This window comes from Flavobacterium aestivum, from assembly GCF_026870175.2.
In the GTDB taxonomy this organism is placed as follows: domain Bacteria; phylum Bacteroidota; class Bacteroidia; order Flavobacteriales; family Flavobacteriaceae; genus Flavobacterium; species Flavobacterium aestivum.
The window spans coordinates 921,878-948,107 of sequence record NZ_CP113977.2; the positions used below are offsets into that span (position 1 = coordinate 921,878).

23 protein-coding genes are annotated in these 26,230 nt (G+C 33.4%); 12 read left to right on the forward strand and 11 right to left on the reverse strand.

All coding sequences use genetic code 11. The features are described 5' to 3' along the window. Positions 1 to 103 precede the first annotated feature (103 nt). Both pheS and OZP08_RS04025 read left to right on the forward strand, forming a co-directional pair. Complete coding sequence (gene pheS, locus OZP08_RS04020) at positions 104 to 1,123, forward strand: phenylalanine--tRNA ligase subunit alpha (protein ID WP_281323061.1); 1,020 nt, start codon at positions 104 to 106, stop codon at positions 1,121 to 1,123. A gap of 152 nt (positions 1,124 to 1,275) precedes the next feature. Next, complete coding sequence (locus tag OZP08_RS04025; protein ID WP_268848450.1) at positions 1,276 to 1,683, forward strand: hypothetical protein; 408 nt, start codon at positions 1,276 to 1,278, stop codon at positions 1,681 to 1,683. 83 nt (positions 1,684 to 1,766) lie between these two features. Here the strand turns inward: OZP08_RS04025 and OZP08_RS04030 are convergent, their stop codons facing one another. Further along, positions 1,767 to 2,762 carry an NAD(P)H-dependent glycerol-3-phosphate dehydrogenase gene (locus OZP08_RS04030; protein ID WP_281323062.1) on the reverse strand — a complete coding sequence of 332 codons (996 nt, stop codon included), beginning with the start codon at positions 2,760 to 2,762 and terminating at the stop codon, positions 1,767 to 1,769. A gap of 420 nt (positions 2,763 to 3,182) precedes the next feature. On the opposite strand from OZP08_RS04030, the gene OZP08_RS04035 reads away from it, so the two are divergent. The 5 genes from OZP08_RS04035 (at position 3,183) to OZP08_RS04055 (ending at position 7,315) form a co-directional block, all read left to right on the forward strand. Next, the gene (locus OZP08_RS04035) at positions 3,183 to 3,875 is read left to right on the forward strand and encodes an NUDIX hydrolase (protein ID WP_268848452.1); all 693 of its coding nucleotides are present in this window, start codon (positions 3,183 to 3,185) and stop codon (positions 3,873 to 3,875) included. A gap of 74 nt (positions 3,876 to 3,949) precedes the next feature. Next, positions 3,950 to 4,783 (forward strand): ribose-phosphate diphosphokinase, encoded by an 834-nt coding sequence (gene prs / locus OZP08_RS04040; RefSeq protein ID WP_268848453.1) that lies wholly within the window; start codon positions 3,950 to 3,952, stop codon positions 4,781 to 4,783. Then, positions 4,780 to 5,328 (forward strand): riboflavin biosynthesis intermediates N-glycosidase, encoded by a 549-nt coding sequence (gene ybiA, locus OZP08_RS04045; RefSeq protein WP_281323063.1) that lies wholly within the window; start codon positions 4,780 to 4,782, stop codon positions 5,326 to 5,328. The genes prs and ybiA overlap by 4 nt, the downstream gene beginning before the upstream one ends. A 3-nt stretch (positions 5,329 to 5,331) precedes the next feature. After that, on the forward strand, positions 5,332 to 5,838 hold the full coding sequence (locus OZP08_RS04050) for an O-acetyl-ADP-ribose deacetylase (RefSeq protein WP_268848454.1): 507 nt from the start codon (positions 5,332 to 5,334) through the stop codon (positions 5,836 to 5,838). Positions 5,839 to 5,842: 4 nt separating this feature from the next. Then, a complete protein-coding gene (locus tag OZP08_RS04055) occupies positions 5,843 to 7,315 on the forward strand; it encodes a nicotinate phosphoribosyltransferase (protein WP_281323064.1) in 1,473 nt (490 codons plus the stop codon). Between the two features lie 53 nt (positions 7,316 to 7,368). Here the strand turns inward: OZP08_RS04055 and nadD are convergent, their stop codons facing one another. The 5 genes from nadD to OZP08_RS04080 all read right to left on the reverse strand — a co-directional run bounded on the left by nadD (position 7,369) and on the right by OZP08_RS04080 (position 11,078). Next, a complete protein-coding gene (gene nadD, locus OZP08_RS04060) occupies positions 7,369 to 7,980 on the reverse strand; it encodes a nicotinate (nicotinamide) nucleotide adenylyltransferase (protein WP_281323065.1) in 612 nt (203 codons plus the stop codon). 92 nt (positions 7,981 to 8,072) lie between these two features. Next, positions 8,073 to 8,645, reverse strand: a complete 573-nt coding sequence (gmk, locus tag OZP08_RS04065; RefSeq protein WP_281323066.1) for a guanylate kinase — start codon at positions 8,643 to 8,645, stop codon at positions 8,073 to 8,075. 52 nt (positions 8,646 to 8,697) lie between these two features. Then, positions 8,698 to 9,558, reverse strand: coding sequence for a YicC/YloC family endoribonuclease (locus tag OZP08_RS04070; protein ID WP_268848455.1), 861 nt, complete (start codon positions 9,556 to 9,558; stop codon positions 8,698 to 8,700). A gap of 213 nt (positions 9,559 to 9,771) precedes the next feature. Continuing rightward, complete coding sequence (locus OZP08_RS04075; protein WP_281323067.1) at positions 9,772 to 10,671, reverse strand: DMT family transporter; 900 nt, start codon at positions 10,669 to 10,671, stop codon at positions 9,772 to 9,774. A gap of 56 nt (positions 10,672 to 10,727) precedes the next feature. After that, positions 10,728 to 11,078, reverse strand: a complete 351-nt coding sequence (locus tag OZP08_RS04080) for an arsenate reductase family protein (protein ID WP_268848458.1) — start codon at positions 11,076 to 11,078, stop codon at positions 10,728 to 10,730. A gap of 75 nt (positions 11,079 to 11,153) precedes the next feature. Here OZP08_RS04080 and OZP08_RS04085 point away from each other — a divergent pair, with 75 nt between their 5' ends. Together OZP08_RS04085 and OZP08_RS04090 are read left to right on the forward strand one after the other, a co-directional pair. Then, positions 11,154 to 11,609: a DinB family protein gene (locus tag OZP08_RS04085; protein WP_281323068.1), complete on the forward strand. Its 456-nt coding sequence runs from the start codon at positions 11,154 to 11,156 to the stop codon at positions 11,607 to 11,609. A gap of 74 nt (positions 11,610 to 11,683) precedes the next feature. Then, positions 11,684 to 12,829, forward strand: coding sequence for a cystathionine gamma-synthase (locus OZP08_RS04090; RefSeq protein ID WP_281323069.1), 1,146 nt, complete (start codon positions 11,684 to 11,686; stop codon positions 12,827 to 12,829). 71 nt (positions 12,830 to 12,900) lie between these two features. On the opposite strand, the gene OZP08_RS04095 is transcribed toward OZP08_RS04090, so the two are convergent. Both OZP08_RS04095 and OZP08_RS04100 read right to left on the reverse strand, forming a co-directional pair. Then, positions 12,901 to 13,686: a THC0290_0291 family protein gene (locus OZP08_RS04095; protein WP_281323070.1), complete on the reverse strand. Its 786-nt coding sequence runs from the start codon at positions 13,684 to 13,686 to the stop codon at positions 12,901 to 12,903. A gap of 476 nt (positions 13,687 to 14,162) precedes the next feature. After that, entirely contained in the window at positions 14,163 to 14,954 is a 792-nt protein-coding gene (locus OZP08_RS04100) for a THC0290_0291 family protein (RefSeq protein WP_268848461.1), read from the reverse strand. Positions 14,955 to 15,237: 283 nt separating this feature from the next. Between OZP08_RS04100 and gdhA the strand changes: the two genes are divergently transcribed. The 3 genes from gdhA to recO all read left to right on the forward strand — a co-directional run bounded on the left by gdhA (position 15,238) and on the right by recO (position 19,806). Further along, the gene (gene gdhA / locus OZP08_RS04105) at positions 15,238 to 16,581 is read left to right on the forward strand and encodes an NADP-specific glutamate dehydrogenase (protein WP_281323071.1); all 1,344 of its coding nucleotides are present in this window, start codon (positions 15,238 to 15,240) and stop codon (positions 16,579 to 16,581) included. A gap of 159 nt (positions 16,582 to 16,740) precedes the next feature. Next, entirely contained in the window at positions 16,741 to 19,035 is a 2,295-nt protein-coding gene (gene porZ / locus OZP08_RS04110) for a type IX secretion system anionic LPS delivery protein PorZ (RefSeq protein ID WP_268848462.1), read from the forward strand. A 57-nt stretch (positions 19,036 to 19,092) separates the two neighbouring features. Continuing rightward, positions 19,093 to 19,806: a DNA repair protein RecO gene (recO, locus tag OZP08_RS04115; protein ID WP_281323072.1), complete on the forward strand. Its 714-nt coding sequence runs from the start codon at positions 19,093 to 19,095 to the stop codon at positions 19,804 to 19,806. Between the two features lie 9 nt (positions 19,807 to 19,815). On the opposite strand, the gene OZP08_RS04120 is transcribed toward recO, so the two are convergent. From OZP08_RS04120 to OZP08_RS04130, 3 genes are read right to left on the reverse strand one after another with little or no spacing between them, the layout of a single operon-like run. Continuing rightward, a complete protein-coding gene (locus OZP08_RS04120; protein WP_281323073.1) occupies positions 19,816 to 21,135 on the reverse strand; it encodes an ATP-binding protein in 1,320 nt (439 codons plus the stop codon). Between the two features lie 28 nt (positions 21,136 to 21,163). Continuing rightward, complete coding sequence (locus OZP08_RS04125; protein ID WP_281323074.1) at positions 21,164 to 24,703, reverse strand: phage tail protein; 3,540 nt, start codon at positions 24,701 to 24,703, stop codon at positions 21,164 to 21,166. Between the two features lie 10 nt (positions 24,704 to 24,713). Continuing rightward, a complete protein-coding gene (locus OZP08_RS04130) occupies positions 24,714 to 26,225 on the reverse strand; it encodes a contractile injection system tape measure protein (RefSeq protein ID WP_268848469.1) in 1,512 nt (503 codons plus the stop codon). Positions 26,226 to 26,230: the final 5 nt, after the last annotated feature.

Below are 26,230 nucleotides of genomic sequence, written 5' to 3' on the forward strand. Positions count from 1 at the left end.
ATACTAGATTACCGATTTTAGATTTTGAGGTGTAAACTTTGAACTTTAAACCAAAAACTTGAAACAAATTTCCTAAATTTGCAGACTCAATTACGGAATGAAAATGATAGACAAGATAAAAGAATATATTGGTGAAGCACAAGCTTTTTCAACACAAGATACACTAGAGTTAGAGGCTTTTAGAATAAAATTCCTTGGGAGTAAAGGGTTGTTGAAGGATCTTTTTACAGAATTCAAAAACGTACCTAATGATCAAAAAAAGGAGTTTGGACAAGTAATCAATTTGCTTAAAACATCAGCCGAAGATAAAGTAAAATCTATTCAGGAAGCCTTAGCGGATAAAGAAGAATCCAAAGGGTTTTATGGAGATTTAACTCGTACGGCAGATCCAGTAATAATTGGTTCGCGTCATCCAATATCTTTAGTAAAAAATCAAATTATTGATATTTTCTCTAACATAGGTTTCAACGTTTCTGAGGGTCCGGAAATAGAGGACGATTGGCATAATTTTACCGCATTGAATTTACCGGAATACCATCCGGCACGTGATATGCAGGATACTTTTTTCATACAGACAAATCCAGATATTTTATTGCGTACGCACACTTCATCTGTGCAAGTGCGTTATATGGAAAATAATAAACCGCCTATCAGAACCATTTCACCAGGTCGAGTTTTCCGTAATGAAGCAGTATCATCGCGTTCACACTGTATTTTTCACCAAGTAGAAGGATTATACATTGACAAAGACGTGTCTTTTGCAGACTTGAAACAAACCCTTTTGTATTTTACCAAAGAAATGTTTGGGAAATCAAAAATCCGTTTGAGACCATCTTACTTCCCATTTACAGAGCCAAGTGCAGAAGTAGATATTTATTGGGGTTTAAAAACCGAAACCGATTATAGAATTACCAAAGGAACAGGTTGGTTAGAAATTATGGGTTGCGGAATGGTAGATCCTAATGTACTTAAAAATTGTGGTATAAATCCAGACGAGTACAATGGTTTTGCATTCGGAATGGGAATCGAGCGTATCGCAATGTTATTGTATCAAATAGGGGACATCCGTATGTTTTATGAAAATGACGTACGTTTCTTAGAGCAATTCAAATCTAGCATATAAATTATAAGGAGCTATTCCAGCTGTCCACAATATCTTTTATGCCGAACCCCGGCATAAAAGGATATTTGCTCCCATCTGGGCTAGGACATTCTGTATTCAACATATTTAGTTTAGTACACAAACAACAATAAAAAATAATTTTTCCAAAAAGAATGAAATCTGATATTACCATCCCCGAAGTAGAAAATGTATTCCTTGCAGCCGTTCAGGAATGGAGCGACGATTTTATGGAAAAAGTATGGTATGCCTACTTAATAAATGATAGCGATTTTCAATTAGATAGCGTTATGGTGGTTTCCAAAGCTTTTGGTACCATTGATGGAGAAATGAAGAAAACCTCTCTTTTGCGTCACGCTTTTATGGAAATTCCAGCTGTTTCGGTAGTGAAAATCGAAATGGTAGAAAAAAGCTTATTGGTTCTCAACAATGAGTTTATGGTAACCTATTTCATCGGAAACACATTATACGACAAAAAGTTTATTTTCAAAGCAAATAGCATCAATGAAACAGATGTAGAGGAAGTACCGCTTTTATTTGTTGATGGAGTGATGGTAAAATAAAGACTTTGATTAATCATAAAAAAAGGCATTTTCTAAATTTAGAAAATGCCTTTTTTTATAAAGCTATATAGATTATTAATCTCTTAATCCAATTCCTCTGTTAGTTTTTTAAACACAGATTTGGCTTCTTTTCCTTCATATAAAACAGCGTAAACAGCATCAATAATTGGAGTTTTTGCGCCATAACCTTGATTAAGTTTATAAGCACTTTTTACAGCATAATATCCTTCGGCAACCATACTCATTTCCATTTGTGCCGCTTGTACAGTATATCCTTTTCCAATCATATTACCGAACATTCTGTTTCTCGAAAATATAGAATAACCTGTAACCAATAAATCGCCCAAATAAGCAGAATCATTGATGTTACGCTTCATTTTATGAACTTTCTTGATGAATTTTTTCATTTCACGAATAGCATTACTCATAATAACCGATTGGAAATTATCACCATAACCCAATCCATGTGCAATACCCGCAGCAATTGAATAAATATTTTTTAACATCGCAGCATATTCAGTACCAATTATGTCATCAGTAATTTTTGCTTTAATGTAATTACCTGATAGATTTTTGGCAACTATAGAGGCTTTGTCTGGATCACCACAAGCAATGGTTAAATAGGAAAGTCTTTCTAAGGCTACTTCTTCAGCGTGACAAGGACCAGTAATTACTCCAATATTGTAATAAGGGATGTCGTATTTGTAATGAAAATGTTCACCAACAATTAAGCTTGTTTCTGGAACAATTCCTTTTATGGCAGAAAAAATGACTTTGTCTTTAAGGGAAACCGTTAATTTCTCTAATTCACGATTTAAAAAAGCAGATGGAATAGCGAATATAATGTAGTCTGCGTAAGCAACAGCTTCGTTGATATCATTAGTAAGCTTGAGTTTTTTGTTGTCAAACTCAACAGAGCTTAAATAATTAGGATTGTGTTTATAGGTTTTAATGTGTTCAATAGCAGCATCATTTCGCATGTACCATGAAATCTCGGAAAGGTTGACACATAACATTTTTGCGATAGCGGTTGCCCAACTTCCGCCACCAATTACTGCAAATTTTAAATTTTCGGCCATTTTTTTATTTAATTTAATCAAAAGTACTTATAAAAATGGCAATAATGCAAATTAATTTTAATAACAACATCATATTTTGTGGGACTTTAAGAGGTAATAAAAAAATATAATTCAAAAACAGTTTATTTTTTGATTTTTATGCAATATATTTTGACTAGTTACGTTGTAATTCTCTGTAGTTAAATAATTTATAAGTTTAATATGTATATTGAATTAGTTAGTTTTGTTTTAGTACTTTGAAAAGGCGTTCCTAGTTGGTTAATAGAACGCCTTTTTTTATTTCTAATCTTCTCAGTTAGTAACTTATCGTTACAATTTTTTTTCCTTTTTCTAAAGTAAAATTTTACTTTTCTTACAAGGCTTTCCAATTTCTTTTTCAAAACTATTTTTATATTTGTGTATATCTTACGCATTTATAAAATGAGCGAAAATCAAAATATCAGAGTTGCGGTTGATGCTATAGTTTTTGGTTACCAGAATAATCAGCTATATGTATTGTTAATTCAGCAAAAATTCGGGACACAAGAATCGTATTGGGCATTGCCTGGTGGCTTGGTGAAAAATGATGAGTCTTTGCAAGATGCGGTAAAAAGAGAATTGAAAGAAGAAACCAATATTGCAGTTAATTATTTTGAACAACTGTTTACCTTCGGGGATGATGTATTTCGTGATCCAAGAAACCGTGTTATTTCGGTAGCTTATTTTGCTTTAGTCGATCCTTCAAAATTAAAAATCAAAGCCGATTCAGATGCCGAAAATGTTCAATGGTTCAAGATTGGTGAAATTCCAGCTTTAGCATTTGATCATACAATAATCGTAACCAAAGCTATCGAACGCTTAAAAGCAAAACTCACCTATGAACCTATAGGATTTGATTTGTTGCCAAAAGAGTTTTTGTTCTCAGAACTTGAAAATCTATACTGCACCATTTTAGAAAAAGAAATCGATCGCAGAAACTTTAGAAAAAAAATAATAAGTTTCGAAATCATTGAAGAAACCGATCGTTTTTCTCCCATAAAAAGCGGAAGGCCTGCAAAATTATTTAAGTTTAATAAGCAGAAATACAATGCTTTATTAAAGAAAGGATTTCACTTTGAAATAAAGTTTGCGTAATTTTTACACAAAATAATTGTTCGTTAAAAATTAATATCTATATTTGCGTATAATTAACGCAAAATCAAAAAAACATGATACTAAATCTAGACCCAAAATTCAAACCATTTACTACAGAGGAAGAAATCATTTATCAAAGCTTTACTTTTTCAGGAGGAGAACCTCATATCAAAATCAATCCTGATTTTGATGTAAACCAACCCATAACTATCACTCATAGATTAAATTCATTTAATGATTTAGGTATGTTGTGTGTCACAGTTGATGCACTTAGAAGGATGGATGTAAAAAATATTAACCTTTTTATTCCTTATTATCCAGCAGCTAGACAAGATAGGGTTATGATAAAGGGAGAGGCACTATCCGTAAAAGTATATGCAGATATTATCAACTCAATGCAATTGAATAAAGTATTTGTATTTGATGCACACTCAGAAGTTACGCCAGCATTGGTAAACAATTGCGAGGTGATTCCGAATCATACTTTTATTGCAGAAGTTATAAAAGCAATTGGAAATGATGTAAAATTAATTTCTCCAGACGGAGGCGCTTTAAAGAAAATTTATAAAGTTTCAGAATTTCTAGGAGGAGTTGAAGTAGTAGAATGCAGTAAAAGCCGAGATGTAAAAACGGGTAAGTTATCAGGTTTTAAAGTTTATAATGATGATTTACAAGGAGCAGATTGTTTGATCGTAGATGACATTTGTGATGGAGGAGGAACTTTTGTGGGTCTTGCAGAAGAACTTAAAAACAAGAATGCTGGAAAGTTGTATTTGGCGGTAAGCCATGGGATTTTCAACAAAGGATTTGCTGTTTTGGACTGTTTCGAAAAAATATTTACCACCAATTCATTTAAAGATTTTGAAGGAGAGAGTGTTGAAGTTATAGGATTAAATCAATTGATATGAAGTACAGTTTAGAAAAATTAGTAGCTTCAAATAGCGAAAAAAAATATCTTTTCTTTTGGGGACACCAACCATCAAAAGATGGAATTGTAACCAAAACCTGTTTAAGTCAATGGTCGATTAGTCCATTTGAAGTAGAGGGTATTACCTATAAAACCGCTGAGCATTGGATGATGGCTAAAAAAGCAGAATTGTTTAATGATGAAGAAATTTTAGAAAGAATTATTCAAGCGGATTCTCCAGCGGAAGCCAAAAAATTAGGAAGAGAAGTAAAGAATTATGTTGACTCAACTTGGTTAGCAAATCGATATGAAATAGTAAAGCAAGGTAATTTTCATAAGTTTAATCAAAATTTAGATTTAAAAGAGTTTCTTATTAATACCAATGATAGAATTTTGGTAGAAGCCAGTCCAGTTGATCCTATTTGGGGAATAGGAATGGCAAGTGATCATAGAGACATTTATAATCCTGAAAAGTGGAACGGACTAAATTTATTAGGTTTTGCTTTGATGGAAGCTAGGGATGAATTAAGAGAAATAAAAATTTAGAAAATGGAAATTACATTAGTTCGAGGGGATATAACAAAAATGAATACTGAAGCAATAGTCAATGCTGCAAATACTTCATTACTTGGAGGTGGTGGAGTTGATGGGGCAATTCATAGAGCTGGCGGTAAACAAATTTTGGAGGAATGTATTGTTATTCGTAATAGACAAGGAGGTTGTAAAGTGGGAGAAGCAGTTATCACTTCAGGAGGAAATCTTCCGGCAAAATTTGTAATTCATACAGTTGGTCCCGTTTGGAATAATGGTACAAACAATGAAGAGGAATTATTAAGAGATTGTTACATTAATAGTTTAGAATTAGCAATACAACACAATATCAAAACCATTGCATTCCCTAATATAAGTACTGGAATTTATGGGTTTCCAAAGGCAAAAGCTGCTAAGATTGCTATTGAAACAGTTTCTGCTTTTAAAGATAAAGACAAATTAGAAAATGTATTTTTTATTTGTTTTGATGATGAGAATTTTAATATATATAACGAATTAATATAAAAATATGAACCCACTATTATTAACAGACGGTTACAAAGTTGACCACAAAAGACAATACCCAAACGGAACAACGTTAGTATATTCTAATTGGACTCCAAGAAAATCAAGGATAGAAGGTATTGACGAGGTCGTTTTCTTCGGATTACAATATTTCCTTAAAAAATATATTATACAAGATTTTGATTTACACTTTTTCAAACAGCCAAAAGAGGCAGTGGTAAAAAAATATGCTCGTAGAATCAATAATTATTTGGGAGAAAATCAAGTGGGCACAAAACACATAGAAGATCTACACGATTTAGGATATATCCCGATGGTGTTCAAAGCCTTGCCAGAAGGAGTTAGTGTGCCTGTTCGAGTACCAATGTTTACGATGTACAATACGATTCCAGAGTTCTTTTGGTTAACGAATTATTTCGAAACCTTGCTTTCAGCAGTAATTTGGTTGCCATGTAATTCGGCTACAATTGCAAAAGAATATAGAAAAGTATTGGACAAATATGCTGAAGAAACTTCTTCAATGCCAGAATTTGTTGATTGGCAAGGACACGATTTCTCTATGCGAGGAATGGGTGGTATAGAGGCAGCAATAACATCTGCAGCTGGACACTTATTGAGCTTTACAGGTTCAGATACGATTCCATCAATTGATTTTTTTGAAGAATATTACAACGCCAATTCAGATACCGAATTAATAGCTGGTTCAGTTGCAGCAACAGAACATTCTGTAATGTGTATGGGTACAACCGAAGGTGAGTACGAAACTTTCAAAAGATTAATTTGTGAGGTATATCCAAAAGGAATTGTTTCTATCGTTTCTGATACTTGGGATTTATGGAAGGTACTAACAGATTATTTACCTCGATTAAAAGAAGAAATAGTTTCCAGAGAAGGGAAAGTAGTGGTTCGTCCGGATAGTGGAGATCCTGTTGATATTATTTGTGGTAATCCAAACGGAAAAACAGAACAAGAGAAGAAAGGGGTAATCGAATTGCTTTGGGATGTTTTCGGAGGTAATGTAAATGCAAAAGGATACAAAGAATTAGCACCACAAATTGGAGCAATTTACGGAGACAGTATTACCGTAGCAAGAGCAACTGCTATTTGTGAACGATTAAAAGCTAAAGGTTTTGCATCTACGAATGTGGTTCTTGGAATTGGGTCATTTACGTATCAATACAATACAAGAGACACTTTTGGATTTGCGATGAAAGCAACTTACGGAGAAGTAAATGGAGAAGGAAGAGCCATTTTTAAAGATCCTATTACTGATGATGGTACGAAAAAATCTGCTAAAGGATTAATGAAAATTGAATTAGTAGATGGTCAATATACTTTAACAGATCAGGTCTCTTGGGAAGAAGAACAAAAAGGTGAGTTAAAAGAAGTTTTTAGAGACGGAAAACTTTTAATAGACCAAACGTTGTCTGAAATAAGAAACAATGTAAAAATTTCAGAACCACAACTTAGTATATAAAAATAGAAAAGCCTAAATGAAAATTTAGGCTTTTTTTATTTTTAGAAATGATTTTACTTCTTGTAAAAGTTATTATGATCTATATACTCCCAAACTTTATGTGGTAATAATGGCTGAACATTCTTGCCTTCTTTGATATTGTCACGAATAAAAGTCGAAGATATTTCTACTACGGGTGCGTCTATCAAATGGATTTTTGGGTGATTTTTGAACATTAAATTTTGCTGCGCCAGTTCGCCTTTCAGGCTCGTGTCAATTTCCGTAGAGATTCTGGGATAGACATAAATGGCATGATGTTCCAAAATGGCTTCGTAATTTTTCCATTTGTGCAACGACTTTAAGTTGTCTTCACCCATGATTAAAGAGAACTCATGATTAGGATATTTTTCCTGTAAATGAACCAGAGTATTGACTGTGTAATTGGGTTGGTCTAACTTAAATTCAATATCCGAAGGTTTGATTTTAGGGAAATCCTCGGCGGCAAGATGTACCATTTGCAAACGGTGGTAATCATCGAGCAGGCTGCTTTTCTTTTTGAGAGGATTGTGTGGTGTAACGACCATCCAAACCTGATCCAAATCAGAATGCTCCGCCATATGATTGGCAATGATAAGATGACCAACATGTATGGGGTTAAACGTTCCGAAATATAAACCTATTTTCATGGATTTAATTAAAAGATTTAAAAATAGAAGGATTTAAAAATTAAAGTCACTTTTTGTAATTTTTCAATTTTTAAATCCTTCTATTTTTTAATTTATTTGCTCACAAAATCCTTTACCAACTGATACGCTTCTTCTAAAGCAACAGGCAAATCATAGTTCTTTATAATTACATCAAATTGCGGAGCAGTTGCTAGTTCAACAGATGCTTTTGCAATTCGCATATTAATTTTGTCATCGCTTTCGGTAGAACGTTCTTTTAGTCTTCTTTTTAGTTCGTCTACGCTCGGTGGTTTTACAAAAACAGCTAATGTTTGTTCTGGGAACTTATGTTTGATGCGCAATCCTCCAGCAACATCAATATCGAAAATTACGTTTTTACCTAATCCCCAGATACGATCAATTTCGCTTTTCAAAGTTCCGTAGAAATTATCTCTATAGACTTCTTCCCATTCCAGAAAATCTTCAGCTTTAATGTGTTTTTTAAACTCTTCGGTAGAGATAAAATAATAGTCTGTTCCGTCAATTTCTTCACCTCGAGGCGCACGTGATGCGGCAGAAATGGAAAATTCCAGATTCAAATCTTCCTTTCCTAATAAATGTCTAACTATAGTGGTTTTCCCAGATCCCGATGGTGCCGAGAATACGATTAATTTTCCTTCTTTCATTGATATTGTTTGAATGTAGAGACGTGATTAATCGCGTCTTTACGTGTGGTAATTACAATACGTTTAGTACCTGTTCTTTAATTTTCTCTAATTCATCTTTCATCTGAACCACTAATTTTTGCATTTGTGCGTGATTCGATTTAGATCCCATAGTGTTAATTTCACGTCCCATTTCTTGGGTGATGAAACCTAATTTTCTACCATTGGCTTCGTTTCCGTTTATGGTTTCCAGAAAATAATCAAGATGATTGGTCAAACGAACTTTTTCTTCAGTAATGTCTAATTTTTCTAGGTAATAGATTAGCTCTTGTTCAAAACGGTTCTCGTCTACATTTACTTTTAATTCAGCAATAGCTGTTTGCAAACGGTCTTTTATGGCCTGAATGCGCTCTGGGTCTAGTGCCAAAGCTTCATTCATATATTGGCGAATGTTTGCAATTCGCAACTGAAATTCGTTTTCAAGTGATTGTCCTTCGTCTTTTCTAAAAGTCAGGATATTTTGTAACGCTTCTTCGACAACGGTTTGGATTTGAATCCAATCATTCTCATCGATCTCTTCACGTTCTATTTTCATGGTGTCAGGCATACGAACCGCCATTTTCATCAATTCAGTCTCATTAACGTCGGGATTGACTTCTCTCAGTTGATTGATGTATGCTTTTACAATAGGTACATTGACTTTGGTAGAAGTTTGTTCTGCGGTACTTTCGATAAAAACAGAAAAATCTACTTTGCCTCTTTCTAATTTCAAAGCGATTTGGTTGCGTAAACCCAATTCCATTTCGCGATAAAGAGATGGCATTCGTACATTTAAATCTAAACCTTTACTGTTTAAGGATTTTACTTCTACTGTAATTTTTTTGGATGGTAATTGCAAAGTGGCTTTACCAAAACCAGTCATCGATTGTATCATATTATTTTCTAAAAGAGTTCAAAGATAGTAAAAAAGTTTGCAGTGGTCAGTTTTAGGTTTTTAGTTTTATGGAGATGATTGGTTTTGTTGTGATTAAAGTCAGTTACGATTCAAAAAGGTTGTCAGAATATAGGTGTTTTTTAGACTACTCTTTTTTAAATGAAAATGGTTTGATGGCTATTTGTAATTATATCTCCAAAGCCAATAATAGTTTTATTTCTTTTTAAGAGTTACTAAATAAACCCCGGAAAATATCAATATAGCAGAACCAACTTTGACCAAGCTTAGCTCATCTTTGCCTAAGCTAATGGCAAAAATAGTGGCGAACAAAGGTTGTAAATAGATAAAAACGGCTACTGTGGTAGGTTTTAGTTCTTTCATTGAGAGTAGATTTAGTAAATAGGTTAAGAAAGTCGAAACCACTACAACAAAACCTATTTTCCAGTAAATATCTGTTGGTACAAAAGCCCAATCAACAGTAGTAAATTGGCTCCAGCCAAAAGGCAAAACCATAAGGAATCCAAATAAGTAAATCCATTTTACAAAGGTAAAGGCATTGTATTTATGCATCAGTTTTTTGACGATGATTAAATAAAAACCATAGGAAATGGCATTGACTAAAACCAGAAAATTCCCCAATCCTGCATTTGTGGCGCTTCCTATAGATTTTCCGTAAAGGATAAGAAATGCTGTCCCAATCAGTCCAAGAATGATTCCAAAAACTTTACGTTTATGCATACGTTCTTTCATGATAATTGCTGAGAGTACCAGAACAATCATGGGTGTTGTTACCATAATAACAGCAGCCGAGATAGGAGAGGTAAGACTTAAACCTTTGAAAAAGGTTAACATATTAAAAGCTACTCCAAAAAAAGCTGAAGCAATGATGCGCGGAAAATCATTGAAAGCGATTTTTTCATTTTTAGTTCTATCAAAAAGAGTCATTAGAAACCATACGAACCAAAATAAAAGCATTGATCCTCCGGCACGTAATAAAATGAATCCGTAAGCATCGATGTGTTTAGGCATTACATCTTTGGCAATGGTAAAAGTTACTCCGTAAATTATGGAAACGATGGTAGCGCCAATCAAGGCGACATTTCTTTTTGACATTAATTGGGGGTTTTATTTTAGATTTTTTTCCTCCGGTTAGGTTTAGAGGACGGGTCTTATTCTAAAGCTTTCATTACTTGCAATATATTTTGCTGTGAATTGCCAATGTATATTTTGTCGTTTATAATAAAAACAGGACGGCTCAAAAAGGTATAATGTTCCAAGATGTATTTCTTGTAATCATCCTCAGTAAGAGATTTGTTTTTTAAATCCATCGATTTGTACAATTGTGCTTTTTTGCTGAACAAAGCTTCATAGCTACCGGAAAGACGATACATTTCTTCTAGTTCTTCAATTGTAATAGGGTTTTGTTTTATGTCATGAAAAACCAGATTATGGTCTTTTGGAAGTGATTTTATAATTTTTCGACAAGTATCACAAGAAGCGAGATAGTATATTTTGTTCATTTTTTTCTATTTTATAAATGCAAAGGAAAACATTTGATGTTTAAAATGTTTAATTTTATCAAAAAATTAAAAATTATGCAACAAACATTTGACGTTACAAGAAACATTAGAAAAATGGTATCTCCGTTTTTAGAGAACTATACTTTGGAGCAATTAAATAAAATCCCAGATGGCTACAATAATAATTTAATTTGGAATATCGGACATATAGTGGTGGTACAACAATTATTAGTATACAAATTGTCTGGTTTGCCTATAATGGTATCCGATGAAATGGTTAATAAATATATGAAAGGAACTAAACCTGAACATATTGCTACACAGGCTGAAGTTGATGAAATCAAAGAATTATTGTTTAAAACTGTTGATCAAACAGAGGCAGATTTTAACGAAAAAAAATTCAACAAATTTCAAGAGTATCCAACTTCAACTGGGTTTGTATTAAAAAGTACTGAAGACGCTATAGCATTTAACAGTTTTCATGAAGGACTTCATGTAGGTGTTATGATGAGCATTAGAAAATTCTTGTAATATTTTTTACCAGAATAGGAAGAATAAAGAAGCTTAATTAGGTAAGCTAACGAAAAGAATTAAAAAAAGACAAAATGAAATTCAATACCAAAGTTATTCACGGAGGACAACACCATGATCCTAGTACTGGGGCAGTAATGCCTGCTGTATACCAAACTTCGACATTTGTACAAACCAGTCCAGGGAAACCGTTAAATCCAGATTACGAATATAGTAGAGCTGCTAACCCAACACGATCTGCTCTCGAAAATGCATTGGCTAGTATCGAGAATGGAACTAGAGGATTAGCTTTTTCATCCGGATTGGCCGCTACAGATTGTATTTTGAGATCTTTTAAAGCGGGTGATGAAATCATTGCTATGGATGATTTGTACGGGGGAACATATCGTATGTTTACCCGAATCTATAAAGATAGCGGAATAAAATTTCATTTTGTTGACATGAATGATTTGGAGAATTTCAAATCATTAATTAATGAAAACACGAAAATGGTTTGGGTTGAAACACCAACAAACCCATTAATGAAATTGGCAGATATTCAAGAAATTGCCAAAATTACCAATGCAAAAAAGATTCTTTTTGCTGTCGATAATACTTTTGCAACTCCTTATTTGCAAAAACCTTTAGACTTAGGCGCTGATATCGTTATGCATTCAGCTACTAAATATTTGGGAGGACACTCTGATGTAATTGCGGGAGCTTTAATTGTAAAAGATGAAGCTTTAGGAGATCAACTGCATTTTCAGCAATTTGCCACAGGAGCAACTTTAGGCCCTATGGATAGTTTCTTGGTGTTAAGAGGAATAAAAACGTTGCATTTGCGAGTACAAAGACATTGCGAGAATGGTGCTAAGGTGGTTGAATTTTTGAGTAATCACCCAAAAATCAAAACGGTTTATTATCCAGGCTTGCCAAGTCATCCTTATCATGAAATTGCTAAAAAACAAATGAGTGGTTTTGGAGGTATGGTTTCTTTTACGTTTGTATCCGGTAAAAAAGAAGATGCTGTAGATTTTCTAGAAAGACTAAATGTGTTTACTCTTGCAGAATCTTTAGGAGGAGTAGAGTCATTAGCCAATCATCCTGCATTGATGACACACGCATCTATTCCTGAAGACAAAAGAAAAGAAATTGGGATAACAGATGATTTAGTGCGTTTGAGTGTAGGTATTGAAGATGCTGAGGACTTAATTGCCGATTTAATGCAAGCATTAGCATAAAAAAAATAATTTCAAAAAAAAAGCACAATTCTAAAATTAAGAATTGTGCTTTTTTTTTGAAATTTAGATTTTTAAATATCTAAATAAACAATATAACCTACACCAACAAAAGTTAGCCAATCATTGCCTTTATTTTCTTTGTATAAATCTTTATTAGGATTAAGTCCATCAACCCAATCCGAATTGAAATATTGTGCTCTTAAATCAAGTATTAGATCAGACATTTTAGTTAGCTTGTAACGGGTTCCTATGTTCAGAGTCTGAGAAAAAGCAAATTTACTTTCATTAGAATATCCATGAGAATGACCGTCAGACGGGGTTAGGAATTTATAGAAAGTAGTGGCTGAATTGCCTAAATCTCCCATAGATGATGAAGCGTTGGTAGTATAATAACTAACTTGTGGTCCTATACTAATGTAGGGAGCAAAACTTCCTATTGTGTTTTCAAAATCGTGGATATTTAAAGGGTAAAATTCAATTTGAAAACCTAGGCTTACTAATTGAGTAGAACCTTTCATGGCTTGGAGTTGTTTACCTGCTAAAGAGGTTTTTTTAACCCATTCACCGTAGTGTTGCAATTCGTTTTTACTGTATGAAAGCTCGGAACGCACTTTAAAATGCTCTTTGACATACATATTCAAATTGTCAGTATAAGAGAAGTTTAAATAATCAATAACCGCAATTCCAAACCCCATATTGCTTAGATTGGTTTGAGTATTGTTTCGTTGTCCGTAGTCAGAACGCAATTCAGTTCTTCCGGCAACGACACCTATTTCATGTGCAATTTCAGATTGTGAAAAGGAAATATATGGTAGGTTTATTAGTAGTAATAATGCAAGAGTTTTTATTTTAATCATGTGGGTTAGGGGGTGTTTTAAGGCGGGGCAAATGTATAACGTATATCTGAAAAAACGAAATGCCTTTTTGCTGAAATGCAGCTATATATGCTTATTTCAAGAAGCGCATAAGATATTTGTTAAGAATAGTATTAATACTGAAAAAGGTTAAGTGCTTTTAGGATAATTATAAGTTGTAGAAGCACAAGTATTTATCATTGACATCTCAATTAAATAGAGGGTTGCGGCATTGAGTTGATGAGTGTTAAAATGTTTTTTAATAAAAATAGAAATATATCTAAAAAAGAAGTCTAATTCTTACTTTTTAAAAATTCTGATAGAGAAAAGGTGAAATATATTTGTAGAAAAGATGCTAATATGTAGTCTAATAAAACTAAAAAACAGCGATAAACTTCTGTCTATTGCTGTTTAGAAAATGTAATTTTTTTTCATTGGTAAACTATAGCTTTTTAGAATTAGCCCCAATATATTTTTTGTTAATTGTCTAAATAATAGATGTATCCTAAAGTGAGCCATACTATGGAGTCATTACCGGCATTTTCTTTATAAATGTTTTTATTTGGATTTAGTCCATCAACCCAATCTGAACTAAAATATTGAATCTGAAAATTCAATAATAGATCCGACATAGGGGTTAATTTATACCGCGTTCCGATATTTGCAACTCCTGAAAAAACGAATTTACTTTCCGTTGAGAATCCATCAGGATGACCATCTGAAGGGACTAGATATTTAGGATAAGTTGTAGATGGGGTTCCAAGTTCTCCTAAGGTTGAAGCTGCAATGGCTTTATAATAACTAACTTGGGCACCAAGACCTATGTAAGGCCCAAAAGCATGATTGGATCTTTCGAAATCGTGTATGGCAAATGGGGAAAATTCTAATTGTGATCCAAAATTTACAAGTTGAGACGAGCCATACATTGCTCTAAGTTGTTTAGTTCCTAGAGAATTACTGCTATTGTCTACCCATTTTCCATAATGTTTTAAATCGGTTTTACTATAGGAGAGTTCGTTTCTTATTCTAAAATGTTCAGTAAAAAATCCACCCCGATTGTTGCGGTAAGAAAAAGAGAAATAATCAAGAATACCTATCCCATATCCAAGATTTCCCGTATTTGTTTTTTCATTATCTTTTTGACCATAGTCAGACCTAAATTCTAGTGGTCCAGCCATCACACCTAATTCATGAGAAATCCCAAACTGTGCAAAGACGTTATTAGACAATCCTATAAAAACTACTAAGGTAATTATTTTTAGTTTGATCATGACGGGTGGTATTTTCAATGCACTACAAATATAAGGAAAAACTACGATTGATGGAATAATGTAATGTAGGAAATAAAAAATATCTCGTAATATAATATTCATTGTAAAAAATGCAACAATTTGTCTAAAAAAACTACTTTAAAGGTTGAATTCGCAATTTATGACTGATAAAAAGATAATTCGGTTAATATTGTAAAAAAATAAGCTTTAAATATTCTTATAAAATGTATCTTTGTCTGATCTAACGAAAACGTTTTCTTAAAACGTTGATAATTTAATGATCATGTCACAAAGTATTACAAATTTTATCGAATTGGTTGCCAAAAAAAATCCGAACGAACCGGAATTTATGCAAGCTGTTGTGGAAGTTGCTGAAACAGTAATCCCTTTCATCGAAGAAAACAAAAAATACCAAAACAAAATGATTTTGGAGAGAATGGTCGAGTCAGATCGTATCATTATGTTTCGAGTAGTTTGGGTAGACGATAAAGGTGAGACACAAGTAAATAGAGGATACCGTGTTCAAATGAACTCGGCTATTGGTCCATATAAAGGAGGAATCCGTTTCCATCCTTCTGTAAACCTAAGTATTTTAAAATTCTTAGCTTTCGAACAAACTTTCAAAAATAGTTTGACTACATTGCCAATGGGTGGTGGAAAAGGAGGAGCTGATTTTGATCCAAAAGGAAAATCAGACAATGAGGTAATGCGTTTTTGCCAAGCCTTCATGACAGAATTAGCAAAACATATTGGTGCTGATACTGACGTTCCTGCTGGAGATATCGGAGTAGGAGGAAGAGAAGTAGGATATATGTTTGGTCAATTCAAAAGATTAAGAAACGAATTTACTGGAGTTTTAACAGGTAAAGGAATTTCTTTTGGTGGATCATTAATTCGTCCAGAAGCAACAGGATACGGAGATGTGTATTTTGCACAAAGTATGTTGGCTACAAAAGGAGAGAGCTTCGCAGGAAAAACTGTAGTAATCTCTGGATCTGGAAACGTAGCACAATATGCTACAGAAAAAGCAACTCAACTAGGAGGTAAAGTTGTTACTTTGTCTGATTCTGCTGGATATATCTACGATGCAGACGGAATTGATGCTGAGAAATTGGCATATGTTATGGAAATCAAAAACGAGAGAAGAGGAAGAATTAGTGAATATGTTGCTAAATATCCAAATGCAAAATATGTAGATGGTAAACGTCCATGGGAAGTAAAATGTGATGTAGCTTTACCTTGTGCAACTCAAAATGAGTTAAACGAAGAGGAAGCAAAAATGCTTGTTGCAAACGGATGTATCTGTGTTGCCGAAGGTGCAAATATGCCTTCTACTCCAGAAGCTGTTCACGTTTTCCAAAAAGCTAAAATTTTATTCGCTCCAGGAAAAGCTTCAAATGCTGGTGGAGTAGCAACTTCAGGACTAGAAATGTCTCAAAACTCATTGCGTTTAAGCTGGACTTCTGAAGAGGTTGACGAAAGATTAAAAGCGATCATGAAAGATATCCACGCTTCATGTGTGAAATATGGTACTGATGCAACAGGTTATGTTGACTACGTAAGAGGAGCTAACATTGCGGGATTTGTAAAAGTTGCTGATGCTATGCTTGCTCAAGGAGTTGTATAGTCATTTAGATTTCTAACTTTTGATGGATTCACTCGTTAGCATTTTAAGGCTCGGGTAACGATTTTAAAATTAGAATTTATAAATATTTAAAAATGCCTTTTTTCTGTAAAGATTAAAGGCATTTTTTTTGTGCTATATTTGTGAACCAATATCTACGCTATGCAAAAAAGGCTTCTATATCTACTTTTTTTATTTGTATTGCAAATTGCTTCTGCTCAGACCAATTTGTCTTGGCAAAGCTATTTCTCTTATAGTCAAATCAAGGCTATTTCAGAATCGCCAACAACAATTTATGCTGCCTCCGAAAATGCCTTGTTTTCTAAAAATATCAATACTGGGATTCTAAAAACGAGTACTACAATAGATGGTCTTTCTGGCGAAACGATAACAGCATTGTATTATAGCCCAACTTCTAATAAAACCATTGTGGGCTATCAAAATGGTTTGCTGATAGTTATCAATGAGACAGATGGATCTATGCTTAAAGTAGTAGATATTGTCAATAAAAATTTGCCAACCAGCATAAAACGAATCAATAGTTTTATGGAGTATGGAGGAATAGTATACGTTGCTACTGATTTTGGAATTGTACAATTTAATCTTACTACGTCTAAATTTGGAGATACGTACTATATAGGAGATAATGGGGCCGAATTAAAGGTTACTCAAACCACTATTTACAAAGGTTTTATATATGCATCTACTTCAAACGGGATTAGAAGAGGGGATATAACCAATCCTAATTTAATTGATTACAAGCAATGGAAATTGATAAGTACCGGGAATTGGTCAGGGATCACCACTTTTGAAGGAGAATTATATGGAGTAAATTCAATTGGCTATATATACAGATACGATTCGGCTTCAACAACTTTCAATGGATATCTAGCATTACCGGAACCTACTACCGATTTTCGAGCTACGACTAATTATTTTATTATGACGACACAAAACGATGTGTCGATTTACAATAATCAAATGATATTACAGCGTAAAATAAATAAGAGTCAAATACCAGGGATGAATTCAGCTTTTAGTTGCGCGACGATAATAAATGATTTTATTTATGTGGGAACTTCCGAAAATGGATTGTTGACCACTCCACTTTTGAGTATTACCAACTACGAAAACATAACGCCCGTAGGCCCAGCCAGAAATAATATTTTTTCGATGCAAGCCACTCCAACACAACTTTGGGCGGTATATGGAGATTATGATAATTTTTACAATCCTTATCCGCTTGACAATTATGGCATAAGCAAATTCTCAGCTTCTGTATGGTCGAATATTCCTTATGATAAAGTATTTGGAGCAAAATCAATAACCCGAGTTGCTATAAATCCGGATAATGAAAAAGAGGTTTATGCAAGTTCTTTTTTCTCTGGTTTATTAAAAATAGAAAATGATGTTCCAAAGATTTTATACAATCAAACCAATAGTGCTTTAGAATCATTAACCATTAGCCCTCCAGATCCTAATTATATTGACATAAGAATTAACGGATCAGCTTTTGATAAATCCGGAAATTTTTGGGTAACCAATTGTAGAGTGGCAAAGGGCTTAAAAGTATTGAGTAAAAGCGGGCAATGGCAAAGTTATGCCATGGATAAAATTCTTTTGTCTGCCTCTCAAAACGATTTTGGAACTATGGTTATTGATAGAAACGGGACAAAATGGATGTCGACCAACAAAAATGGTGTTATTGGTTTTAACGAAAGCACCAATACATTCAAGAAGATTACTTTTGGACCGGATCAAGGGAATTTACCAATACAAGATGTTAGGGCTGTAGCGGTTGATAACCAAAATGAACTTTGGATAGGAACCACGAGAGGATTGCGCATTTTGTCTAATGTGGGTAGTTTTCAAACGCAGAATCAGTTGACAACACATTCCATTATTATTATGGAGGATAATTTAGCACAAGAGTTATTATATGAACAATTTATAACTGATATTGAAGTAGACGGCGCCAATAATAAATGGATAGGAACTGCAGATGCAGGTATATTTATGGTGTCTCCAAATGGCCAGGAAACCAAGTATCATTTTAGAACAGACAATTCGCCTTTACCTAGTAATGTTATAAACGATATTAGTATAAACAGCAGTACTGGAGAAGTTTTTATAGCAACTTCTAAGGGGTTAATTTCTTTCAAAGGGATTGCTACTTCAGCAAGTGAAAATTTAAATAATGTATATGTTTATCCCAATCCAGTTCGACCAGATTATGAAGGAACAGTAAAAATAAACGGCTTGTTAGATAAAGCCAATGTGAAAATTACTGACGTAGCAGGTAATCTGGTTTACGAAGCCACATCCGAAGGAGGAACATTAGAGTGGGACACCACCGCTTTTGGAAAATACAAAGTAGCATCAGGTGTGTATATGATTTTTGTTTCTGCTCAAGATGGAGTAGAAACAAAGGTTAAAAAAGTGATGATTATAAGATAGTGTTTAGTGATCAGTTTCTAAAAGTCTAAAGAAGTCCAATAATCTAATAGTCTAATTTTGTTAGTCAAAACCAAAGCCATAGTAATTTCGTCTCTAAAATTTCAAGAGAAGAGTTTGATTGTAAAGTGCTTTACTTTATCGAGCGGATTAAAATCTTACTTTGTTCGGGATGCTTTTTCGTCTCGAAGGGCGAGTCAAAAAATGGCTTATTTTCAGCCTTTGAGTATTATAGAAATTGAGGCTGTACACAAAAACAAAGGAGCTTTAGAAAATTTTAAAGAGGTAAAAATAGCGACACCTTTTCATTCAATACATTCGGATATTTTTAAAAGCACCATCGTTTTATTTCTTTCCGAAATTTTGCACCATTCGATACACGAAGAAGAAAAAAATGAATCGCTATTTACTTTTCTTGAAACTGCTTTGCATTGGTTGGATAATCATGATGAAATCTCCAACTTCCATTTGATTCTAATGTTAGAAACCACAAAATATCTTGGGTTTTATCCTGATATTTCGGACATGGATATGCCTTTTTTCGAAATGATTGAAGGCGTTTTTACCCCTTTTCATGCCATTAGTTCATTAACAGAACACGAAACTCAGTTGTTTAAAAAACTAATTCTGTTAAAATTGGATAGCGATCAAAAAACTTTTCATGTAATTGAAAGACAATTGCTCTTAAAAATTCTAATCGATTATTATAGTTTGCATCTAGATGGTTTTAGGAGACCAAAATCCTTAGATGTTTTGAAAGAAGTTTTTTCTTGATTATCGTTTTTAATTTCCAAATGTTTCTGTAGTAGGAATCAAACTTGGCGCAATGAAAAGCTTTTCTTCTTTGTTGTATTCTAATTCAATTCCTTTCAGAATATGTTGAGAATCGATTACAGTTGTGTTCTCATCAAGTGTTTGTAGACAAGCAAAAGCGATTGCCGAAACTATCTGCGCACCGTTGAGGTCGTAATTTTGGGCAACTATTTCAAGAATGTTATGATCTTTGAGTGTTGTTTTCTTAGGCATAGAATTCTCCCATAGTTTTAAACGTTCCTCGGCTGTGGGTTTGTTAAAATGAATAATAGAATTGAATCTCCTTAAAAAGGCATCATCGATATTATTTTTAAAATTGGAGGTTAGTATCACCAATCCATTAAAATTTTCCACTCTTTGCAATAAATAGCTTACTTCCTGGTTGGCATACTTATCATTAGACGATTTGGTTTGTGTTCGTTTCCCAAAAAGGGCATCAGCTTCATCAAAAAGGAGAATCCAATTTTTATTCTCGGCTTGAACGAATATTTTCTCTAGATTTTTTTCGGTTTCACCAATGTATTTAGAAACTACCTGAGACAAATTAATACGGTAGACTTCTTTAGAAAATTCTTTGCCAAGTAAAGTGGCAGTAAGCGTTTTTCCAGTACCGGATGGTCCATAAAATAGACACCGATAACCAGGCGCTATTTGTTTTGCCATACCCCAATCATGGCGCAATTGTTCGTGGTGTTTCAACCAAAGTTTAATTTGATTAATATGGGTATGCGTACTTTCGTTTACTACCAAATCTTCCCATTCCATTTTTGTAGTTACTTCTTGGGCTGGGAAATTAGGTCCAAATTTTGGTTTTAACTTTTCACCAAAAAACAAGAGATGAACCATTTCTGGTTGTAAAATAAGGCGTCCACTCATTAAAGGTTCTCCTTCTTTGACATCTTCTAGCGTTAGGATTTGATCTTTAAAGAACCAATGATTAGGCGAAAATAATTGCTGTATTTCCAGCCGATTATTAATATCATTTTTGGCCAAAATATATTGTATCGTTTCTCCGGTAGGAAGCATTCCCCTGTGATTGTCCAATCGGATTCCTCCCAATTCCGGAATATCTCCACCCTCAGGATATACTTCTTTTATGATTTCATCAAAAAAATTAGGCAAGATATTAGGGACAAGCACCAAAAGCAAAATAACCGCCTCGTCATGGGTAGTTTCTCTTTTTAGTACTTCAGAAAATGAGTTTTGAAAATTATAGGTTTCCTGATCAGTCTCGTTTTCTGTTGGACTAAGCGATTGAATGAGGAATGATTTTAGGGTTTGAAATGGCATAGATTAGTATTGTATTTTTCTATTATTTTTAAAATTGAGAAATCCCAGTATAGCTAGGGTCTTTTGCTTGAACTTGTGCTAATAGATTTTCTTTTTCACAACCAATCTGGTCAACATAATTATTTAAATTTGTCTTATTTGCTTTAGAAAAGTGATCAAATATTTTGAATGCATATTTTAATTGAATTCCATTTTGAATAAGTTCAGTATATGATTTTCCATTCAAAACATAGATTTTTTCCGGTTTTGATGCTTCATAATTGTCATCAATATTTATTTTCAAAGATTTATTGGTATATAGTTCTTTATTTTCATCACTTATTTTTAATGACAAACTAGCTTTCAAACTTGTTGGAATATGAACTTCAGCATTTTTAATTTCTTTTACTTCACTAGAGTCATTAGTATTAATTTTTGGAATTGTTCTACCATATATAAATTTCATATTAAAGTTTATAGACGCTCCAGACTGAACCGCTTTTTTTGCTTCGTTTTCTACTTGAGGTTCCATTTCGCCTGTATTAAATGATCCAGGAATTGGAGCCATGTTATTCCAAGTGCCAGGTCCGAAAATATTATCGTTTAATAAATGACCTCTTATGTAATAAGTTCCCCCTCCTTTTTTTCTTTTCCTTAAAACTTCCCATAAACTATTTGTAGCTCCAGGAGCAGAACCAGTTACTTTGTCTTTTCTTCCTTTTTTAGAAAGGTGTTTTACTTCAACACTTTCTCCAATGCTAACACCTCCACGATTAACGGTTTTATGATTTACATCTCCTTCTTCTAAAACGCCAAAAAATGAACTTGTCACTTTACTTAACTTTTCTAATTGAAATTCAATTATTTTTTTTCTTTTTAATTCTTCGTCTTTTCTTTTTGGGTCACCCTCAGGATAGGTGTATTTACTGCCTTTAAGTTCATCAATTTTGTTAGCTATTTCAATAGCAAAAGATTTATCTTTATTTGAATCTGGTACTACTTTTTCAAGAAAATTTTTATAACTTTTTTTATCACTAGCAACCATTAATATTGGTTTGTCTTCTTTTCCTTCAAAAAATAAGGTGTGATTATTTCCATCATTTCCTTTAAACTCTTTTCTTAACCCTAACCAAGAAAATAGTTTTTTTACTCCTGCTTTTCCCAAATTCAGCAATCCTTTTACTGCTTTTCCTGCCATTTCAAGGACCCAATCAATTGCTTTATTTATCGGGGCTTGAATCTTATCTAATAGAGCTTGAACTTTTTTGCTCAAATCGCCAAGTCCCAATAATCCGGCTAAAAAGCCAATGGCTATAGGAACCATTTTGGCCAGTGAGTTTTCTACAAATGTTGCGGCCTGAGTTATTTTGCCCGCTACAATTAGAGCGGTACTGTCGACAATACTGTTGATTAAATCTAATATTCTTTTAGCATTATTTATAAACCAGCTAATTACATCATAGATAAGTTTACAGGCTTTTATAAAAGCACCAACGGGATTAAATAAACTAATAACCCAAGTAATTCCCGCTTTGATGACGGTGTCGATAAGCATGGTTTGTATGGCATCTACGACCATCACTTTTAGGTTACCAACTTTTTCTTTAATGTAATTCCATAATCCGCCTAGTCCATCTTTTCTAATGATCTGGAAGATTTCGAAACCCGTTTCTAGAGCTGCAACTATGGTTGCGCCATACATTTTGGTAGCTCTGGATTTGATATTCTCCCAAGTGAGTCCAAATACTGACATCACAAATTCAAAAATACCGGTTAAGTCCCATTGTTTTGGAAATTTTATCGATGGAGGCATATTACCCATTAACCATTCAAAAAATCCTTTTTTGAGATGTTCTAATGCATTTTTACCGAAATTTTTAAATCCTAGAACAATAGCATCCAAAAGATTGGATAGAAAACCAATTGGGTCAAGAATTATTTTCCCTATAGTGTCGGCCACCTTTGCCAGTACCGTAAACAAAAGGTTTTTCATTTCTATAATCGCTTGGATTACTCCCACGACAGCATCATAGGCTTTCTCTAACCAACTTTTGTTTTCTTCTTTTATTTTTTCGAAGGTTTCTTCCAGTTTTGCTACTGCTTCATTGAATTTCGTGGTAATGTTTTGTTTCAATCCATCGTTTGCTTCACTAATTTTAGTTTCAAGTTCCGTGAATTTGTTTAATGCATTATCAAAAATATCTCCAGCAATTCTTTTGGTATCATCGTCCTGATTTTTCTTATAATCTTGTGTTGCTTTCCGACCATTTTCAACTTCTGTTGTAGCTTTTGTCAATTCGGTTTCTACAAGTATCCCTATTTTTTTTACAATAGGCCTTAGATAGTCAATAAATTTATCCTGTTCTTCTCTGAATACTTTCTCTACATCGCTTGGGATACCGGCAATCCAATTACCAATAGATTCCAGTATACCAACATCGGTTCTTTCACGAACGTTATCTTCAAAAGTTTTGTTGGCTTCTTCTAGAGCCTTATCAAAAGTTTTGTTTACTTCCTTATCCAGATTGGTCAGGATAGTATCTACATTGAACTGGGTGTCTTTGTATATTTTGTTGAGGTCATTAGCGACCTTTGTTCGTATTTTTTCTTCTTCTAGTTTCTTGGACTCTTTGTCTTTATCAACCTCTTTTAATTGTTTATCCCTATTGGTATGCATTTTTGCCAATCCGCCTACAATGAGTGATTGTGTTAGGTTTTTTGAGGCATTTGCAGTCGGTTTTGCTTGTTTTAGATACTGGTTGTGCGTCTCTTTGGCATTGAGCTGGCTTTCTTTTTTTTCGGTTAATGAATTCTGAAAATCAGGCTCATTTCCATTCTCCAATTGTGTTTCCGAAACTTGATTATTAGCCATTTCATTATCGATTTTCTGGGATTCGGCAGATAAATCGTTGTCTTTTTTAGTCTTGAGTGGCGGTGCAATTCCAGCGTTTTGGATCACTGGAGGCTGGCCTATGTTTTCTTTTGGCAGTAATTCCGGCTTACTGAATTCGATACCCGTTTCGTCCGGTTTTGTCTTTACAGATGCATCTAAGTCACCGCCTGAATTCACTTTTTCCTGTTCGAGTGTATCAGTGATGTTTTGTTGGGCAACTCCCATTTTTTTGGATGAGGTTTGATCTTCCTCAATCTCCTGTTTGTTCTTTGGGATTACCTTTTTTATGTTGTCTAATATGTCTTTAGAAAATTTTTCGGCATCAAAAGGTTTTGTTTTTTGACTGGCCATAACGCCAACCTGATCCGAGTTTGCTTTACTGGATTTTTTTAAGGCAAGATCTACCGCAACCGAACTTTGTGTTTCCTCGACTTTCTGAGTTGGGCTTTCATGCTCTTTTTGCTCAATGGCAGTTTTTTCAATTTTTGACTTTTGCAGAGCTAGAATTTGCGCAGCACTTTTTACTTTATTAGGATCAATTTCTCCTTCTTTTTTTAGTGCAGTTTTTTTGTCTTTAACCTTTTTTACGGCCAGTGCAGCATCACCCACCTTCTTCTTTTTAGAAGGTGGAAAGAAAGGAGCCTTTTTTCTGGTTGGCTTTATTAGTGGTTTATAGTTGACTTTTGCGGTTCCCATTTTCTTTACTTTAGTCCCAATTACAATGCAAATAGTTTTCCATCCACGGGGTTTGTATCATAGAAATTCCCCATGGTAATTGAGCTAGAAGAATGTCAACTCCTTTTTGCTCTACCCATAATTCTATAGTTTCATTTTCTTTTAGAACTATTTTCCCGTCTCTTTGTAAAAAAGTTTCTCTTAATCCTTGAATAGAAGTATCTTTTAATACTTTCCAATGTTGCAAAACCGCTTGAAGTAGTTTTTGGCATTTTTCAATTTCATATTCTGAGAATTCTATTTGTATATTAACCACATTTTCGATTGCTAATCCACATAAAATTTTATTTAGAGTCAATTCATTTTCTGCAATTTTTTCTTCATCATAAATTAAATATTGCGTCAACAAAACAGCTTTATGCTGATTCTTTTTAGAAGCCCAATCGCCATCTTTATAAAGGTCTAATTGACTAAATAAAGATTCTAAGAAAGGATGAAAAAGAACCAATCCTGCATTTTTAATATAAATAGCTTCTAATTTATTTTGACCATTGACTTCTTCGGGCTGCTCATTACTTAGATTCACTTTTGCAAATAGTTCTTGCAATTTGAGTTCTAGATTTCTTTCTTCGGTATTGCTATTACTGATTTTATCCTTTGTTGTTTCTTGAAGTTTATCTTTTGTATCTAATGATAGTATTGAATCCCAAATCACTACAAAATCATTCAATGCATCAACGACACTATTTGTTTTAGAATGTTCTTTCAAGTTTACTGCTATAGTTGAAAGTTGTGCTTCCGAAAATCCCCAATACTGTTTTGAATATTCATGCAAAGTGGTAGCCCAGTTTTTTTGAGATGTATTGTTCGGTTTAAAAAAATATAAAACCCAAAGAAAAAATGTAACCCATTGTTGATATTCAGTTTTTGACAAATGAGTTTTTTCAATTGGTATTACATTATTCAAAAATGACTTTATACGTATCTGTAATTGTGTAATTTTTGATGCAACTTCTTCTTGAAATTTTTTATTTATATTAAAAATAAACCGAATTAATGCATTTGGATTTTCTTCGAATAATGATATTATCTCTTTGATATTAGAATCATCAATCGCACAATTTTTTTCTATTTCAACAAGTGATTTAAACCTTGAGTTTTCAAGTAATAAACCAGTTTTAAGATATTCTATAAATAAATAAAAAGCTTGTTTTTCAAAAGGAATCAGACTTTCATAAGAACTTATTTCTTGTTTTTGAAGAAGTTCTAAATACGAAGAATTTGATTTTAAATATTCTTCTATTTGTAACAAGGAATGTTGAACAAATTGTTCTTTCCAATTTTTTTTTGAAAGAGTTGGCAATTGAATTTCTAAGTTTTCAATTTTCCAAGTATGATTATCTCGTGAATATTGGTCTAATAATAATGCTACTTTGGGATAAAATTCTTTCTCCATGATATTGCCAATACTGGATTGTACCTCTTTCCCAAATGAGGAAGAAGAACATTCTATATCGAGAATATTTTGTTGGATAAGATGCATATTTA

Bases quoted from the DNA above. Each gene is read 5' to 3' on its own strand.
- OZP08_RS04075 (WP_281323067.1), bottom strand. From the start codon at position 10,671: ATGTCAAAAAGAAATGTCGCCTTGATTGGCGCTACCATCGTTTCCATA.
- prs (WP_268848453.1), top strand. From the start codon at position 3,950: ATGATACTAAATCTAGACCCAAAATTCAAACCATTTACTACAGAGGAA.
- OZP08_RS04125 (WP_281323074.1), bottom strand. From the start codon at position 24,703: ATGGGAACCGCAAAAGTCAACTATAAACCACTAATAAAGCCAACCAGA.
- OZP08_RS04120 (WP_281323073.1), bottom strand. From the start codon at position 21,135: ATGCCATTTCAAACCCTAAAATCATTCCTCATTCAATCGCTTAGTCCA.
- OZP08_RS04100 (WP_268848461.1), bottom strand. From the start codon at position 14,954: ATGATCAAACTAAAAATAATTACCTTAGTAGTTTTTATAGGATTGTCT.
- ybiA (WP_281323063.1), top strand. From the start codon at position 4,780: ATGAAGTACAGTTTAGAAAAATTAGTAGCTTCAAATAGCGAAAAAAAA.
- OZP08_RS04080 (WP_268848458.1), bottom strand. From the start codon at position 11,078: ATGAACAAAATATACTATCTCGCTTCTTGTGATACTTGTCGAAAAATT.
- OZP08_RS04050 (WP_268848454.1), top strand. From the start codon at position 5,332: ATGGAAATTACATTAGTTCGAGGGGATATAACAAAAATGAATACTGAA.
- OZP08_RS04055 (WP_281323064.1), top strand. From the start codon at position 5,843: ATGAACCCACTATTATTAACAGACGGTTACAAAGTTGACCACAAAAGA.
- gmk (WP_281323066.1), bottom strand. From the start codon at position 8,645: ATGAAAGAAGGAAAATTAATCGTATTCTCGGCACCATCGGGATCTGGG.
- OZP08_RS04070 (WP_268848455.1), bottom strand. From the start codon at position 9,558: ATGATACAATCGATGACTGGTTTTGGTAAAGCCACTTTGCAATTACCA.
- OZP08_RS04085 (WP_281323068.1), top strand. From the start codon at position 11,154: ATGCAACAAACATTTGACGTTACAAGAAACATTAGAAAAATGGTATCT.
- OZP08_RS04090 (WP_281323069.1), top strand. From the start codon at position 11,684: ATGAAATTCAATACCAAAGTTATTCACGGAGGACAACACCATGATCCT.
- OZP08_RS04030 (WP_281323062.1), bottom strand. From the start codon at position 2,762: ATGGCCGAAAATTTAAAATTTGCAGTAATTGGTGGCGGAAGTTGGGCA.
- nadD (WP_281323065.1), bottom strand. From the start codon at position 7,980: ATGAAAATAGGTTTATATTTCGGAACGTTTAACCCCATACATGTTGGT.
- OZP08_RS04095 (WP_281323070.1), bottom strand. From the start codon at position 13,686: ATGATTAAAATAAAAACTCTTGCATTATTACTACTAATAAACCTACCA.
- pheS (WP_281323061.1), top strand. From the start codon at position 104: ATGATAGACAAGATAAAAGAATATATTGGTGAAGCACAAGCTTTTTCA.
- OZP08_RS04035 (WP_268848452.1), top strand. From the start codon at position 3,183: ATGAGCGAAAATCAAAATATCAGAGTTGCGGTTGATGCTATAGTTTTT.
- OZP08_RS04025 (WP_268848450.1), top strand. From the start codon at position 1,276: ATGAAATCTGATATTACCATCCCCGAAGTAGAAAATGTATTCCTTGCA.
- OZP08_RS04130 (WP_268848469.1), bottom strand. From the start codon at position 26,225: ATGCATCTTATCCAACAAAATATTCTCGATATAGAATGTTCTTCTTCC.
- porZ (WP_268848462.1), top strand. From the start codon at position 16,741: ATGCAAAAAAGGCTTCTATATCTACTTTTTTTATTTGTATTGCAAATT.
- gdhA (WP_281323071.1), top strand. From the start codon at position 15,238: ATGTCACAAAGTATTACAAATTTTATCGAATTGGTTGCCAAAAAAAAT.